Annotated in this window: 11 protein-coding genes and 1 pseudogene; 4 read left to right on the top strand and 8 right to left on the bottom strand. The window is 58.0% G+C overall.

Going from position 1 to position 16,172, the window contains the following annotated elements:
* Positions 1–4 precede the first annotated feature (4 nt).
* Both ACZ1J6_RS06525 and ACZ1J6_RS06520 read left to right on the top strand, forming a co-directional pair.
* Complete coding sequence (locus ACZ1J6_RS06525) at positions 5–1,714, top strand: glycoside hydrolase family 43 protein (protein ID WP_465127152.1); 1,710 nt, start codon at positions 5–7, stop codon at positions 1,712–1,714.
* Positions 1,711–3,129: a glycosyl hydrolase family 28 protein gene (locus ACZ1J6_RS06520; RefSeq protein WP_465127151.1), complete on the top strand. Its 1,419-nt coding sequence runs from the start codon at positions 1,711–1,713 to the stop codon at positions 3,127–3,129. Before ACZ1J6_RS06525 ends, ACZ1J6_RS06520 begins: the two co-directional genes overlap by 4 nt.
* Positions 3,130–3,219: 90 nt before the next feature.
* On the opposite strand, the gene ACZ1J6_RS06515 is transcribed toward ACZ1J6_RS06520, so the two are convergent.
* The 7 genes and pseudogenes from ACZ1J6_RS06515 to ACZ1J6_RS06485 form a co-directional block, all read right to left on the bottom strand.
* Positions 3,220–6,129, bottom strand: coding sequence for a TonB-dependent receptor (locus tag ACZ1J6_RS06515; RefSeq protein ID WP_465127150.1), 2,910 nt, complete (start codon positions 6,127–6,129; stop codon positions 3,220–3,222).
* 473 nt (positions 6,130–6,602) lie between these two features.
* Entirely contained in the window at positions 6,603–7,190 is a 588-nt protein-coding gene (locus ACZ1J6_RS06510; RefSeq protein ID WP_465127149.1) for a TonB-dependent receptor domain-containing protein, read from the bottom strand.
* 88 nt (positions 7,191–7,278) lie between these two features.
* Positions 7,279–7,806, bottom strand: coding sequence for a hypothetical protein (locus tag ACZ1J6_RS06505; protein WP_465127148.1), 528 nt, complete (start codon positions 7,804–7,806; stop codon positions 7,279–7,281).
* 151 nt (positions 7,807–7,957) lie between these two features.
* Positions 7,958–8,764: an IS21-like element helper ATPase IstB gene (istB, locus tag ACZ1J6_RS06500; RefSeq protein WP_132269683.1), complete on the bottom strand. Its 807-nt coding sequence runs from the start codon at positions 8,762–8,764 to the stop codon at positions 7,958–7,960.
* An 11-nt stretch (positions 8,765–8,775) separates the two neighbouring features.
* Complete coding sequence (istA, locus tag ACZ1J6_RS06495; RefSeq protein WP_442047891.1) at positions 8,776–10,296, bottom strand: IS21 family transposase; 1,521 nt, start codon at positions 10,294–10,296, stop codon at positions 8,776–8,778.
* Positions 10,297–10,391: 95 nt separating this feature from the next.
* Positions 10,392–10,703: pseudogene (locus tag ACZ1J6_RS06490) on the bottom strand (IS91 family transposase); the annotation flags it as partial.
* Between the two features lie 6 nt (positions 10,704–10,709).
* Entirely contained in the window at positions 10,710–11,612 is a 903-nt protein-coding gene (locus ACZ1J6_RS06485; RefSeq protein WP_465127147.1) for a tyrosine-type recombinase/integrase, read from the bottom strand.
* Positions 11,613–12,021: 409 nt separating this feature from the next.
* On the opposite strand from ACZ1J6_RS06485, the gene ACZ1J6_RS06480 reads away from it, so the two are divergent.
* Entirely contained in the window at positions 12,022–12,894 is an 873-nt protein-coding gene (locus ACZ1J6_RS06480) for a DUF2268 domain-containing putative Zn-dependent protease (RefSeq protein ID WP_465127146.1), read from the top strand.
* Positions 12,895–13,392: 498 nt separating this feature from the next.
* On the opposite strand, the gene ACZ1J6_RS06475 is transcribed toward ACZ1J6_RS06480, so the two are convergent.
* A complete protein-coding gene (locus ACZ1J6_RS06475; protein WP_465127145.1) occupies positions 13,393–14,001 on the bottom strand; it encodes a hypothetical protein in 609 nt (202 codons plus the stop codon).
* A 1,570-nt stretch (positions 14,002–15,571) separates the two neighbouring features.
* Here ACZ1J6_RS06475 and ACZ1J6_RS06470 point away from each other — a divergent pair.
* On the top strand, positions 15,572–15,964 hold the full coding sequence (locus tag ACZ1J6_RS06470) for a hypothetical protein (protein WP_465127144.1): 393 nt from the start codon (positions 15,572–15,574) through the stop codon (positions 15,962–15,964).
* Positions 15,965–16,172: the final 208 nt, after the last annotated feature.

The raw sequence follows: 16,172 nt of genomic DNA, 5'->3' as shown, positions 1-16,172 counted from the left end.
AACTATGGTCAGTAGGACCGCGCTTTCATTTGCCGCTCTTGCAATATGTTTTTCCGTGGAGGCAGGGGCAAATGCCGGAGAAGGCCCCTGGCATTCCGACCAAGGCGATGGCACCTATCGCAATCCCGTGCTCTCGGGAGACTATTCGGATCCGGATGTCGTTCGCGTCGGAGACGATTTCTATCTTGTTTCGTCCTCGTTTACGGATGTTCCGGGGCTGCCCATCCTCCATTCCCGCGATCTTGTAAATTGGACGCTGATTGGACATGCGCTGAGCCGCATTTCCCCGGACGACCATTATCGCACCGTCCGGCGCGGCGGCGGCGTATGGGCGCCAGCGATCCGTCACCACGATGGCCGCTTCTCAATCTACTATCCGGACCCCGACAGGGGCATCTTTATGGTTTCGTCAATAGACCCGAAAGGGCCTTGGAGCGAACCGGTTTTGGTCGATGGCACTAACGGAGCGATTGACCCGGCACCTTTCTGGGATGACGACGGTACCGGTTGGCTGGCTTACGCTTTTGCCAAAAGTCGGGCGGGGAAATCAAACCTGATCGCGCTTAAGAGGCTGGACGTACAAGGTACGAAGACAGAAGGGCCGGAGCACATCATCATCGATGCGGAGCGCATGCCTAAAATCGCGACCAGCTTAGGGCCACGCCCTTGGCAGACCACTGAAGGACCGAAACTCTACAAGCGTGACGGTTGGTACTACGTCTTTGTCCCCAGTGGCAGCGTCAAGGGCGGATGGCAGGGCGTCTTTCGCAGCCGGAGCATCATGGGCCCTTACGAAGGGCGTAACGTGATGGATCAAGGTAGCACCCTTATCAATGGGCCGCACCAGGGAGCATGGGTTGATACCTCGGGCGGTGAGGACTGGTTTCTCCATTTCCAGGATCGCGACGCGTACGGACGCATCATTCATCTTCAACCAGTGCGCTGGATTAACGGCTGGCCGGTGATCGGGGCCGATCCCGACGGCGACGGGCGCGGCGAACCAGTCCTCGCGTATCGCAAGCCTGGTGTTACGGCGCAGTCGCCTGCTGCGCCCGTGGCCGACGACGAGTTCGATGGAAGCTATTCGCTTGCCTGGCAGTTTGGCAGCAACCCGGCAAGTGACTGGGTTAGCATACGCGACGGTTGGTTGCGGCTGAAATCGGTGACGGGATCTCCAGATCTCTACGAAACCGGCGCGGTGCTATCGCAGAAACTGCCGGGCCTGACCTTTTGTGTAAACACATTGATGAGATTCGCCCCCTTGAGGGTTGGGGAGCGGGGTGGGCTGACCGTGCACGGCATTAACTTCGCATGGATCGGGTTGGAAAACCGGGCCGAAGGTGTGCGGGTGGTCCAGGTGCACAAAGACGACGAGCGCCCCGGCGCGCCAATCGAATTGACGAGCGGCCCTGTGCTCCATCAGGATCATATCTGGCTCAAGGCATGCGCCAAGCCAGCTAGGGTCGACGTGCCGCCTCCTGATTTCAAGCCTTACTGGCCCTCGATGCTGCAGGAAACACGCATGAACGTGAGTTTCTCGTACAGCCTCGATGGCGTGAACTATGCCGGCCTGGGACCGTCGTTTGAGGCCAAGCAGGGACGTTGGGTCGGCGCGCAGGTCGGCCTCTTCGGGCAGGCCGCTCTCGGAACGCCGGCGGCCGTTGCCACTACCGTCGGCTACGCCGAGTTCGACTGGTGGAAAGTCGGTGAATGAGGCTGCTTGCGGTCCCATTAGCACTCAGCGCGCTGGTTCTCGCGGTTCCTGCAGTAGGCGCGCCGGCTAAGGCGCCTGAGGCCCTCGACGTCTACCCACCGCCGCCCGGGAACGACTACTACTCCTCGTCCAACGACACTTTTACGGTGCGCGTGCGACAGCCTGGAGGAAAGTGGCAGGACCTGTACGAGTTCCGTGTCATGGTCGACCTTGACAATCCGCAACCCGCATCGATGGTTACGTTCGGAACGAGTGGCCCAGTCGAGGTGGCGATCCAGAAAAACAATGGGGTGGTTCACCATGTCGCCGTGCGCCCAGCCTCATCGGGAGTGACGGCCAGGCTGGTCGGTTCAATTGCTTATCTGACGCTAAATGGTCCCGCCAATCTGTCGGTAGAATTCGACGGTGACCGGCTCCATAACCTTCACCTGTTCGCCAATCCGAAATATCCGGCTTCTGAGCCAGTGAAGGGCCGAAAGGTGGTAACGTTTGGCCCGGGCATCCATCTCCCACCAAAAGGGCAGAAGGTCTTCCGCTTCGATTCGAACACAGACGTGAACCTCGAAGGCGGCGCAATCCTTGATGGACAGGTCAATGTCGTCGACGCTCACGGGGTTCGCATCGTCGGCCCGGGGATTCTTAGAGGCGGGAAGGAGGGGGTCACGGTTCTCCATTCCGAAGCGGTCGAGATCGATGGTCCGATCGTCGTCAATCCAGAGCATTATACCCTGATGTGTGGTCAGTCACGTGGTCTGCAGATACGGAACCTGCGTACCTTTAGTGCAGGTGGATGGACTGACGGCATCGACCTGATGGCGTGTTCAGATGTTCTCATCGACGGAGTATTTCTGCGCACGTCAGACGATACTGTGGCCATCTACGGTGATCGTTGGGACTACCATGGCGATGCGCGAAATTATCTTGTCGAAAACTCAACCCTCTGGGCGGACGTTGCGCATGCCGTGAACATCGGTCTTCACGGCAGCAGAGATAAGCCTCGCACGATCGAAAACCTAGTATTTCGCAATATCGACATTCTCGACCACGACGAGGACGATCGCGACTATCAAGGTGCGCTGGCGATCACCGACGGTGACAACAACTTGGTACGCAACGTGGTCTTCGATGACATTCGCGTCGATCGGATCGAAGAAGGTATGCTGTTCAATTTCAAAGTGGTTTTCAACCAGAAGTACAGTCTCGCACCGGGGCGCGGCATCGAGAATGTCGTAGTGCACAAACTGTCCTTGCGGCAGGGTGCTGCCAACCGTCCCGTCATTGCAGGGTTCAACCCTCAAAGGTCCGTACGGGGGATCAAACTGATTGGTGTTACCGGGCCGAAGGAGGCCCTGAGTCTCAAGGACATCGACGTTGGTGCGTACGTGGAAAGCGTCTCCGTCTCGCCCCAAAGATGAAAAATGGGTCGCCGGCGGAGGAGGAGTGCCGGCGACCCGTGAGGTTTAAGAGGGTTTCTTTGGGAGGATTCCCCTCTCGCTCGAGAAGCATCAGCTTCCGAAGTTGTAGCGCAGTGTTGCCCCATAGTTGCGGCCATTCATGAAGTGCTGGCGCTCAATGCCGGTTGCGAAATCCGGTTCCCCTACGAAGCGGTCCGCAGCCTGGTTCGTGAGATTCGACGCTGTGATAGCGAGTGAGAAATTGTGCCCCAGGTTGAAGTTGACCGATGCGTCGAGCAAGCCGAAGCTACGGATGTAGCGGCCGTCGATTGGGTTCGCTGCTAGGCCAAACAGAATGGCCTTGGAGCGCCAAGTGTAAACAAGACGTGCCGAAATCGTCTCGTCTTCGTAGAGCCCGGTTACGGAATACGAGTACTTCGACGTGAGCGGCTGCATCGTGTTGACGCGCTGTCCGTTGAGCGTCAGCGGATTTTTCGTCTCGACGTAGGTGAACGAACCTTGCACGCCGAGATGGTGGGCGAAGTCAGGAAGGAATTCATAATCGAAGAATGTCTGCCCAGCGAGTTCGATGCCCTTCGCCGTTCCCTTCTCGGCGTTAATGGTCTGTGTGATGAAGTACTGGTTGCCCGAGCAGCTGGTGTTGGTTGTTGGCGTCGGGGCACCAGCCACATTCTGGCAGGAGGACACGCCGCTAAAGAAACCGTCGATTTTCTTGTAAAATAGCGCGGCCGAGACGTAGTTCACCGGCGAGAAATAATGCTCCAACGAGATATCGAAGCTGTTCGCAGTTTGTGGCTTGAGATCGGGATTGCCGACGGTGCCCACACCGCTGACGGTGTTGATGATGAGCGATGGATTGAGGGCTGAAAACTCGGGGCGGGTTATTCCTTTGCCGTAGCCGAAGCGCAAAAGCGTGTCTGGCGTTATGTAGCCGGTCAGGTTGAAACTTGGCAGGGCGTAAGTGTATGAAGATGTGCTTGCGCTTGGCGTGATGGTGCCTGAATTGGTAGGATCAATCATGGCGCGCACAAAGGTGTCGGTCTTGATCACGCGGACCCCGGCGTTGCCCTTGATCCGATCATCGAGGAACCCGAAGTCTGCCACGGCATAGCCAGCATAGCTCTTCTCGCTGAAATATCGGCGGTTGAGCACGATTTCGGCAAGCGAATCTTCCGGCAAGATTCCCGCGTTGGGGAAACGAGCGCTTACGTTGTCGCCCAGCAGTTGGTCAGGGGAAAACACCAGATATCCGCCCGAATAGCCTGCCTGGCCATCCATGAAGTTAGTCGGCGATGTTTCGACCAGGTCGGCCATCGACGAAACCGATATGGCGTTGGAGCGATCGGCCGCCAAAGCGAGGCCGTTCGTGGTCAGGTTCCGGTTACTGAACGAATAGTTGCTGTACCGATCCTTCTGCGTAGCATATCGTGCTCCGACCTTGATGTCCTTCAGGAAGGAATTGTCGAACTTGTAGACGAGATCGAGCGCTGCGGCGATGCCATCGTCGTGGAATACCTGGTTGGTGGCATTCGAGTAGTTGTTGAAGACCCATGAGCTGGCCGAGGACAAATCAGATCCGGTGATTGAAACCTGCTGTGGGCGTCCAAGGTCGCGCGTGATGTCCCACGTCAGTCCAGCAGCCGATGCAAGCGTGACGGACCGATTGTCCTGTGACTGGTCTGCCTTGACATAGGAAAAGTCAAAATTGACATCGAGGTGGTCGGTCGCGGCCCATTTGGTGCCCCCCGCGATCACGAACGTCTTGTAACGGCGATGCTCGTCACCACCGGTAGTCGAGAGCCCTGAATTCAGGAAGGTGCCGCCGGTAATGCGTTGACCCGAGAGCAGATCGTTTGAGCCGCCGTTAGCATTGCGGTTGGCCAGCAACTCATCGATTGTGAACGCCTGAGCGGAGAGATTCTGTGCGTAGCGGCTGTCCGTCGCGTTAAGGAAGCGATAGCTCTGGTGATAGAGATAGGAATTGTAGTTCCCCTCGACATAGAATTCCAGATCAGGGCTTGGTCGCCATTGCAGCGCGCCGTTGAGGCCCTTGCGGGTGCGAGCGTAGTCCTCCTGGGCGATGTTGGCCTGGACACCCACCGACGTCAGAAGGTTCTGGCGTTCACTTGCGGAGACGGTGGTAGGATCAACGTCCGCCAGATAGGTGACGTCGGAGCGGCCTAGATAGGCAGGATTAAGGTTCCGTCCTGTTCCGATGTTGGCCGCGTACTCGGCACTGTCACCGCGAATGGCGCGGCGGAACTGCGTTCCGCCCACCGCTGGCGTATTGTCCCCGCGGTTGAAACTCTTGGAATAGCTGGCCGCCAGCAATACGCCGAGTTCCCCGCCGCCTGGCAGATCCCACCGGTTCGACACCATCCCGAAATATTCGGGGGTGAGTTTCTTGCCAAGATCGTTGTAGCGCCCGCCTGCAGCGGCGGATACTGCCAGTCCCTTGAAGTCGAACGGTTTGCGGGTGCGGATATTCACCAAACCACCGATTGCACCTTCGATGTGCTCAGCAGACGGGTTTTTGAACACGTCGAGACCAGCCACCATGCCTGGGCTGGCGCCTTCAACGTTGAATTCTCGGCTACCAGCGGTGAAATAGGCCCTGCCGTCCACTCGCGATCCAGTCTGTCCCGTAAGACCGCGAATTGTCAGGCCTGAACCGTTCCCAACTGGCGAAGATGCCTCTCCGCCGAAGCGATAAGCCTGCACGCCAGGTACGCGAGTGAGGGTTTCTGCCACGTTCGGGTCAGGAAGCTTGCCGATGTCCTGGGCAGTGATGGAATCCACGATTTCCATCGTGTTCTTCTTCGTTTGCACGCTGCTTTGGAGGCTGGCGCGAATTCCGGTCACGACAATGTCCGAGGTAGCGCTTTCTGCTGTCGCATCGGCCGCCTGCGGTTGCGGTTCTTGGGCCGCAGAAGTCTGCGCGATTGCAGGCAGAGCTGCACCGCTTGCGAGCAAAACGGACATTAAGCGCAACTTGTTCATTTTTTTTCCCCTCCGTGTCGGGCGCATATCGCGCCTCGATTTGTCGTCCAAACCCACAGGTCTGATATCGATACCTAAACTGATATCGATATCAGACCTGTGGGGCAACAAATTTTTTCTTGCAATTCTGTTCGGATCTTTTGCTTTTTTAAATCAGGTGCATGAACCGATGAAGTACGGTGCCAAGTCGGTACGATGACGATTAGCTAGCTCGACCCGCTATCTTGATCGAGGCGGCACGATTCGGTAGGTGCTCGACGGGAGTTTTGCTTTCCACGAACTGAACGACGCCATCGCCCATGTGCATGACGGGCGACCCAAGGGAATGGTCGTCGTCACCGTTCAGCCGGACACGTCCAAGTGAACGTTCACGAGAGCTGGGCGGCTGTTCCGACACGTCGGGTGGAGGTCGGAGACATCTCTCTTGCGTATTGATTGGGGCCAGCACAGCGCGTTCCGATCGTGCTACTTAATCATTGGGGGTTCAGGAAAAGGCTGACCTTGCCGAGGATGAGCTCGCCCATGGCGCCAAGCTGGACATAGGGTCGGCTGCGGGTGCGATAGGGATTGTCGTCCAGCGACTGGTGCCCAGTGTAATAGGCTTCGATCCCAAAACGCCCGCGCCCATGCTTCTCCCATATCGCGACCAGCCCGGCGGTGTCGCGGGGTGTCAGGGGCACTATGCGGCGACCCGCGGCATCGGGGTCAGGCTCTCTCGCCTCGACGTGAACATAGCTGCCGGTCAGTGTCACCGCGTTCCAGCGGTAGCGGAGCAATACCTCGGCGCCTCGCCTCTTCGTCAGGCCGGTGGCGTTGATGAGGGTCACGTGACTGGCATCGACCATCTGGAGTTGCACGGCATTGTCGATGTTAAACGCGAACAGGCTGACATTGACTTCCAACGGACCATGCGCATAGCCGAAATCAATCGAGGCGCTGTCCGCCACCTCGGCCTTCAACCTGGCATAGGGCACGAGGCGCGAAAGGCCGTTGGCCTTAACCTCTTCAACAAATGGCGTCGGCGCGTAGAATCCGCGTCCAAGCGACGCGCGATCGTCCACGGTCCGGCCTTATAGAGAGCCGACAGGCGTGGACTGATGCGTGAAACATAATCGCTGTGACCGTCCCATCGTGCGCTTCCTGAAAGGGTCAAACTGTCACCCAGCTTATGCTCCCCTTAACGAAGAGCGAGGGCACGGTGACGCTAGTCGAAGTCAGAATAGGCCTTTGAGCGATAATCATCCGCCTGGATGGCCGCGCCCGCCAGCCATGTGGTCGCGCCAGGCTCACCGCCGACGATGCCTCGGCCAGACCGGTCCTGTGCCGGTCATTCTCGATGACGTCGCCGAAGCGATGGCGATGGGACTGGGTCACGCCGGATGCGCGCAGGTGAAACGTGCCGATGCCTTTCAGCGGCGTCTCTGCCGTCAGGCCCAGAACATATCGACGGCTGCGTTGTGCCTGCACGAAGGGCACACCATCTGGTGAAGCAGCGCCTCGCATGGTGCCGCCGTCGCGCTGTTCGGCCATCACGCCGAGGGTCAGCAACGCTTTCGATTCGTCAGCGCCATCCCAGAAAAGCCGGCGTCGAACTGTGAAGCGCTCAAAGCCCGGCATATCCGCCCAACCATCATCGTTGAGGTCCTCGCGGCTCTGCCGATCATATCCCGCTGTCAACGCCGGTATAAAATGGGGCCAGGCACCGGTTTAAAAAGGGGCCAGTTGGTTCAGTCAAACAGCCTCGGATTGAGGCTGGGCACTATCGGCAGCGGGGAAGCGGCTGTAGCGGAGCGGAAGCCGATTTCCCGCTGCCGATAGCCGTTTTTGATTAAGGCATCTTGCTGCTCTCCTTGCCCTTCTGGCGCTTGCGGCTGCTGGCGAGCCGGAAGCTCTCGCCGTTCATCTCGAGGATGTGGACGTGATGGGTCAGGCGGTCGAGCAGGGCGCCGGTGAGGCGCTCGGAGCCGAACACTGATGTCCATTCGTCGAACGGCAGGTTGCTGGTTATGAGCGTGCTGCCGCGTTCGTAGCGCTGGCTGAGCACCTCGAACAGCAACTCGCCGCCAACGGCCGTGAACGGCACGTAGCCCAGCTCATCGAGGATCAGCAGCTTTACCGAAGCCAGATGCTTCTGAAGGGTGCGTAATCGGCGTTCGTCCCTGGCTTCCATGAGGTCATGCACCAGCGCTGCCGCTGTAGTGAATGCTACGCTGAGCCCTTTCTGGCAGGCGGCAAGGCCCAGTGCCAGGGCGGCGTGCGTCTTGCCGGTGCCGCTCGGCCCGAGCGCGATGACATTGCGCCGCCGCTCGATCCATTCCCCGCGTGCCAGTTCCAGCACAAGCGCCTTGTTCAGCGAAGGCTGGGCTGCAAAATCGAAGGTGTCGAAGCTCTTGGTGTGCGGGAATCTGGCCATGCGGATGCGGCGCTCGACCATCCGGCGTTCGCGATCGATCCGCTCGAGTTCGCACAGGCGCAGTAGATAGCGCGCATAATCGGCGCGGTCCTGCGCGGCCTCCAGGGCGACTTTCTCGTGCTCACGCACGAAGGTCGGCAGCTTCAGTGCCTTGAGGTGGTTGGCCAGCAGCACCGCTGGCGGCACGCTGGTCGAAGCCTGCTCAATGGCGGGCAGCGGCATCAGGTTCTCGGTCATGCTGCCGCTCCAGGAGCCGAAGCAGTCGTCCCGGACAGCAGGCCCAGATAACTGCGTGGATTGGTTCGCCCAACATGGGCGCGAGGCAGATGCGGATAGAGCTCCAGATCCAGACGCGGGGGGCGCTGCTCAAGGCGTGCCAGCGCAATCATCTTCACTGCATCAAAGCTGATCGCCCCCATCTCCAGCGCCCGCGCCACTGCCCATTCGACAAGGGTTTGCTCGAATTTCTCACATAGGCGCAGCACCTGAATGAACTCACGTCGACCTTCTTTGCCGCTGCGGGCCTCCATCAAACGACGGATACGGTGCATCGGTTCGGCCAGCACCCAGCCATCCAGCGGCGCAGCCTGATCCAGCGCGCGTGGCTTGCGCTCCAGTAGCGCCAGATAATGCAGCGGATTGGGGATGAAGTCTTCGCGTTCATAGCTGCGCGGGTGCACCGCAATCCGTTCCCCGCCGCAGATCACCTCAACCCTCTCGACATAGCCTTTTATCACCACCTCCTGGTGGGCGTAGGCGGTCGGCACCGAGTAATCATTGGTGCGGTAGCGCACGAGCGACATCGACGAGGCACGGCCCGTCACCATATGGCACGGATCGAACGCAGTCGCCGGCAACGCCATGAATGCCGCCAGGTCTGCCTCCATCCTTGTCGCTATGCTCTGCTCATTCCCGCGCAGCACAGCTTGACGGCGTTCCACGCATTGTTCGAGAAAGCGAGCGTTCATCGCATCAAAGCTCTCGGCCACCGGCATCGGCACCATGAAGTGACGCCGAACATAGCCAACCAATCCCTCGACCTTGCCTTTGTCATTGCCCTTGCCAGGGCGACCAAACTTGTCCTCGAACAGGTAATGGCTCTGCAGAGTGGAAAACATCCGGCTACGTTCACGCTTCCCGTCGCCCAGGATCTGCGCCACGGCCAGCTTGGTGTTATCGTACAGGATGGACTGCGGGATGCCGCCGAAGAAGGCGAACGCCGCCACATGGCCTTCACAAAAAGCCTCGGCTACTTCGGCCGGATACGCTTTGACAAACGGCGCATCGCTGTGCGGTAAATCCATGCAGAAATAGTGAAATCGCAGCAACTTGCCGCCGATGATCCCGTCCGCCTCGCCAAAGTCCACCTGGGCGTGACCCGGCTTGTGGCTTAGCGGAATGAACGCCTCGCGGCTGTGGAGCTTTGCGCTCGCCACATAATCGCGGACAATCGTGATGCCGCCAGCATACCCGTGCTCATCGCGAAGCCGCTCGAATATCCGAAACGCCGTATGGCGCTGCTTGAAATGCACCGTGCGATCCTCAACCAGTATCCGGTCAATGATCTCGGTGAACTCCGCAAGCTTGCGGCTGTAGCTCCTACCCGACCGCCCGTGCTGCGGCGGTTCCGGAAAGGTCAGCATCTTGTCCACCGTCTTGCGGTTGACGCCAAAATAACGCGCAGCACCCCGACGGCTCATCCCGTCGATCATCACCGCACGCCGGACCTTCTGATAAAGCTCCACTCTCTTCATCCTTCTCCTCCGCCCAAAAACGGAGGTTAGCAGGACTGGCCCCTTTTTATCCCGGTGCTCTCAGCCGACGGATGGCCCCTTTTATTACCGGTGTTCTCAGCCGGCAGGGTGAAGACCACGTGGAAGTAGCCGACCGGCAGCAGGTCGGCCTCGCGGTCGGCGAGCCAGGTGCGCGCGGCAGCGCCCTGGCACTTGGGACAGTGCCGGTTGCGACAGCTGTTATAGGCGACACGCCAATGGCCGCAGTCCTCGCAGGCCTCGACGTGGCCGCCCATTGCCGCCGTGCGACACTGTTCGATCGCCGACATGATCTTGAGCTGGTGCAGGCTCAGATGCCCGGCATGGGCCAACCGATACGCCGGCCCTGCCGTTCGGAAGATATCGGCGACCTCGATGGAGGTGCGCACCTCGCCTCAACCGTCGGGCGTTCCCCCGCTCGGGATCATCAGCCGGTCGAGCGGACTGGTCACCGCGCGCATCGTCTTGGTCGCTACCTGGGTGTAAAAGGCGGTGGTGTTGAGCTTGGCGTGACCAAGCAGCGCCTGGATGACGCGGATATCGACACCGTCTTCGAGCAAGTGCGTGGCGAAGCTATGCCGCAGGGTATGCGGGCCGACCCGCTTGGCGATATCGGCTGCCTCGGCCGCCTCGACGACGATGCGATACAGCTGCCGCGTGCTGATCGGCACTGTCGCGTTCTGGCCCGGGAAGAGCCAGCCGTTCGGAAGCATGATCCCCTGCTGCCGACCAGCGCGCCACCACTCGCGTAGCAACACGAGCAAGCCTTCGGGCAGCATGGCGTTACGGTACCGCCCGCCTTTGCCGCGCTCGACCCGTAGCAGCATACGCTTGCTGTCGACGTCGCTGACCTTGAGCGCCGAGACCTCGGAAACGCGCAGTCCGGCACCATAGGCGACCGACAGTGCCGCCTGATGCTTGAGGCAGGTCGTGGCATCGAGCAGCCGCTTCACCTCGGCCAAGGTCAGCACCACCGGGATCTTACGGGCATGCGCGGTGCGGACCAGCTTGCGCGCGAGCTCGGGTCGGTCGAGCGTGTGGGTGAAGAAGAACCGCAGCGCCGCGACGATGCTGTTCATGGTCGGCGCCGGAACGCCGGCGTCCTGCTGCTCGATCTGGAACCGCCGGACATCCTCGGCGGTCGCGGTGTGCGGCGAGCGCCCCAGCCAGGTCGCAAACCGCCCGACGTCGCGCAGGTAGTTGCGCTGCGTCTCGCGTGAGAACCGGCGCATCGTCATGTCGTCGATCAGCCGCTGGCGTAGCGGGCTGATCGGGCCAACCGGAACAAGCTCGTTCATCGTTCGACTCCTCATGTTGAAGGAGCCGAAAGGGTCCGCCCATTACGGGCACTGCTCAATCCAGGCGGGACGTTCTCGTTGTCACGGATAGCTCACCACGGGCACCACTCCCGCGCAGCGGGTTCGTGCGTCGCCCCGTTGCGGACATTTGAGGGATGGGGCGGATTCCCTGAAACCCGCCGTTCACCAGCCCCCGGTTTATGACGGTGGCTGGCCGATTGCGGATTGGCAGGTTATGGACGGCAAAAGTAGGAGGCGGACAGTCCGCTGGGCTGTCGGCAAACACCTGTTTTTCGTCGCCTCGCCACCACCGCCTTAACAAAAGCAGTGTGCTGTGGGTACGAAATACCCAGTAAGACCAGGGGAACACGGCATGAGCAGGAAATGGGCGATTGGGGCTATAGGATGCATGGTTGCGACGGCGGCGACTGCCAATACTCCTGAGACTGTTGAGGTCCGCACGTCCGATGTGACAACTTTCTATCGGCTCTACGACGCCGCCAACGGCAAGCCTTCTGCCAGTGCGCTGCAACAGGACTACATAGACACAGGAACGGACGGCGTGCGCCAGTTCGTTCCTTACCGCATTATCTCAGGTGAAGCGCTCGCCAAGGAGGTCGCCAACGAGGAGACCACCTATAGGCAAGCCCGGTCCTGTATGGAGGTCTTGCCTGCCGTTAAGTCGAAGTTGCAAGGGGCTTTTCAACGTCTCGCTGACCTTGATCCTCAAGCTACATTCCCGCCCGTCACCATTCTGATAGGCAGGAATAATAGTGGAGGAACGACTGGTAAGTCCGGCGTTTTGATCGGTCTGGAAGTGGCCTGTCGTTCGGCCTGGCTGCAACCTGACCTGACTGACAGGCTCTATCACCTGATCGCCCATGAATACGGCCACGTTGAGCAGTCACCCGCGCTTGAGGAAGATAGTGACGACACGACTGTTCTTAAGCAGTCACTCATAGAAGGTGTCGCTGAACTTATCGCGGAATTGACGTCAGGACAGGTGAGCAACATTCACCTGCGAAAATGGACGGCGGGGAAATCTAAGGAAATAGGCCAGCGCTTTCTGTCAGACGCTGACAACGCAGATATTTCATCTTGGCTCTACAACGGAGTTGGCACACCTGAAAACCCCGGCGATTTGGGGTATTGGGTAGGATTTAAGATCGCGAAAGCCTATTACGATAAGGCGTCTGATAAACGTGCCGCGATCAGGGCCTTGCTTGATCTTAAAGACCCTAAAGCGATCTTGAGGGATAGCGGATGGCAACCGAGATCGTAAGCTGATCGGAAATCACATGTTTTCCAGCAGGCCTCAGCCCAATCCAAGTCACGCGACCACATGTCCTCGTGACATGCGCGACAAACCCTGTCGGATTGCCCGATTGTGCGGAAAACCAAATTGTGGGGTTTTCCGTCACCGCCATTGTTAGCGCATATTGGGTTCGGTTCTATGCTAAACCCCTTTGAGGTTTCTGCGACGGAAATGCGGACTTATGACCGCTTCTGAGAAATAAAAATCCGTCGTCGAATGGAGGCAATTGACGCGTTGCTGCCTCGGCGGCGTGCTCCACGGACGGCAGCTATAGCCACGCCTCGTACCAGAATGGGAACGGCAGCTTCCCACCATTGGCGGTCACTCACAGGCGAAAATTGCGAAACCTAAAGCCGTCCGACTGCAAGCGCCCCAAGTCGGCCAGTCAACTAGCGAGAAATGAGCGGCCGCTTTCAAGCCGTCCCAGCTTCGAGCGCTATGGCATCAATATCGGGGTGAGCGGACCTAAGCAAATCCGTTGCATTCGGTACGTTCGATCTGCTTTGAGTGCGGATCGAAGATAATTTCAACCTGCATGCAGCCGCCGTCTAAGATAATCGGCAGCTCGCGATAATCATCAAACCAACGAGCCTCATCGGCGGCACCAAACCTCGCCGCAGTGGCCGCGTCCTGCTGCTTACTTTCGGCTATTTCTTCCTCGGTACAAGGCCGGCTCGTAAGGTCTTCAAGCATTACTTCGCAGCCGAAACCTTCGCTATCATTCCACGTTGGCTCGCGAGGAATGACAAAGACCGCGACAACCTTCCCGTCCGGTCTCAAAGCGTAATTCCGCGAATATTGATCGATGGAATTTGCTCCCACGGGCAATTTCACGCTGCTCTCGATCTGTATCATTAGAGCCTGCTGTTCGGATACCGGCACTGTAGTGGCACCGGTTAATGCGATAAATAGCATTGAAGGGACAATGAGTTTCATCCTGCGAGTTTGCAGCCAATAGTGGCTGTCCGCAATGTCGGCGTACCGGAAAGGATGCTTTTGAACCGAAATCTCGCATTGCAGACCTTCGTTCCCGATTGCGGCAATGACTGCAATCCACCCTTGGCGGTCACTCACACGCGAGAATCGCGAAACCTAAAGCCGTCCGACTGCAAGCGCCCCGTTGCAGACATGCAGGACTTCTGAAATGCTGCACTGATGACGATTGTTGATTGTGACTGGAGCCTTTCTAACCCCGGACCGGATGAACTCCTCGTCTGGCTTGAACCATGGGCTGAAGAGTTTTTCATTCCAGTTCAGTCGACTGTCGCCTTGAAGGCATCTAGTGATGTCGGAGAGTGTGGTCTCGGTGACATCGAGTGGGCATCGGATCACGTTGTCGTATGGGCAAATGCGAAAACCATTGAAGTGTTCATCGACGGCCAGCGTCAGGATTCTGCATCGGCAATCGTGGCAATCCCTGATGGCCTAAGCAAAGATATCCTGAGCATCTTATTTGCAGGTCAACCGTCCGCTCGCCTCGCAGGAGTGGAGAGTCGCCTAGTCAATCGAGCGTCTTGGATGGAGCGGCTTCGGCGTCTATTCCGATCAAACCGACGTCCAACTTCCATCCCTTTCGGCCTATCAGGAGGCCGGAGACTGCGCTCCATAGGGGCCTGTCCGCTCCCCGCCGCTCGGGAAGAAAAGAAGCCTGACCGAACACGCCCCTTTGCGGACATAGGTTCATGGCGTATCCTGGTTCAATCTGTTGGAGGAAGCTTGGTGAGCGAGGACGCACGAAACTCGATTTACCTATGGGTTGGCGGGTCCGCATTCTTTGGTCTTTTTTGGGCTGGTCTGCATTTCGACCTGCTTGGAGGCGTGTCCGACACCTGGCTCTGGCCGGTATTGGGCGGCCTCACACTCATCAACTTAGCGCAGACTGCTTGGGGCTTTTGGAATCGCCGCGCGTCTAATTCCGGGAATCCAGATCATGGATGACGACCGCTAGCCACCCATCTCGGTCATAGGGGACGCGCAGCCGCGCTCCCGAAACCGGAATGGCAAGATTGCACGATTTTAACCCGAAAGCTGCCTGTCCGGACCCGCCCCCTTGCGGACATCAGGCACTGATAGATACCATGTCAGAGAATACGTGATATAAGGCGGAATATGAAAAGGGCAGCGACATTTTCCAGACGTTTGGCGCTGATTATATCGCTTCTCTACATGTTGATGATAATTCCACATATGGCGAGCATCACGACTGATCACTTCAGCCACGCGATATTTCTAGGAGCACTGATAACAGCAGTTATTTGGTTGCCTCTTCTGGCTATTGATCGTTTTCTGGACCCGAGGAAAGTTGCGTTGTCTCTAGCGATATCTTTCGGGATCCTGTCGTTTATTATAACCTACTTCATTGCTCTATTTGCTTTAGCGTAGAAGGGCCAGCGGCAGCTATCCACCCATCTCGGTCATAGGCGGCGCGCAGCCGCGCTCCCAAAACCGGAATGGCAAGATTGCACGATTTTAATCCAAAAGCTGCCCGTCCGGACCCGCCAACATGGCGGTCATCGACAGAAAAGTCTCTATATCGTAACGCTTTGAATCTTGCACTTAAAGGGACTTGGAAATGCGCTCTCGGCATTGGGCTTCGTATTTGCAGACAAAAGAAAAAATCAGAGCGATCTTAGGAATTCCCCCAATGTCTAATAAATATGGATCTGACGCTTTGGGCCTGACCCGCGAACTCTTAAGTTCAGTCATCAGTCGGGCGGATTACACTGTGATTGGTAATGCTCCCCTAGATGATGGCGGGATTGATTTTGTCATATCCCCGAAAGATGGGCCGGCAGTCATTGCACTGATAGCTGTCGAACTCGATCATCTAGGTAACGCGCAACTTCGCGAGCACCCGGCATATGGAATGCAGCTTAGCGATCGCTGGATAGCGGCATGTATTGAAGCTCAGCCGCAACAGTCAGCCGTTCGGGTTGCTCTCCGAGATGCAGTTGACAACTTAAAATTGACCAAAGCGATTGGCGGTGTAGATAAGCAAACCCGCAATTTAAAACTAACACCCATAAAGTTTGAATAGAACTCACTTTGGTGATCTAAAAAAACTTAAGAGACAGCGCCCCTAAATTTTCAAAATGCGCGGCTTTGTGACACCATGAAATAGTCTTTTTTTGGGCTATGCTCGCCGAAAGGCTTTAGCCCGCTTTCCCCAACGTTGCTGCCGAAACGGACCGTTCACAGCAAGCCCAATAGCTGCCGCTTGTTCATGCACAAGGAACGGCAGCTTC

The sequence above is a fragment of the Novosphingobium sp. BL-S-21 genome, from assembly GCF_055521655.1.
The sequence above is the reverse complement of the archived record's forward strand: the minus strand, read 5'-3'. Positions and strand labels throughout refer to the sequence as shown.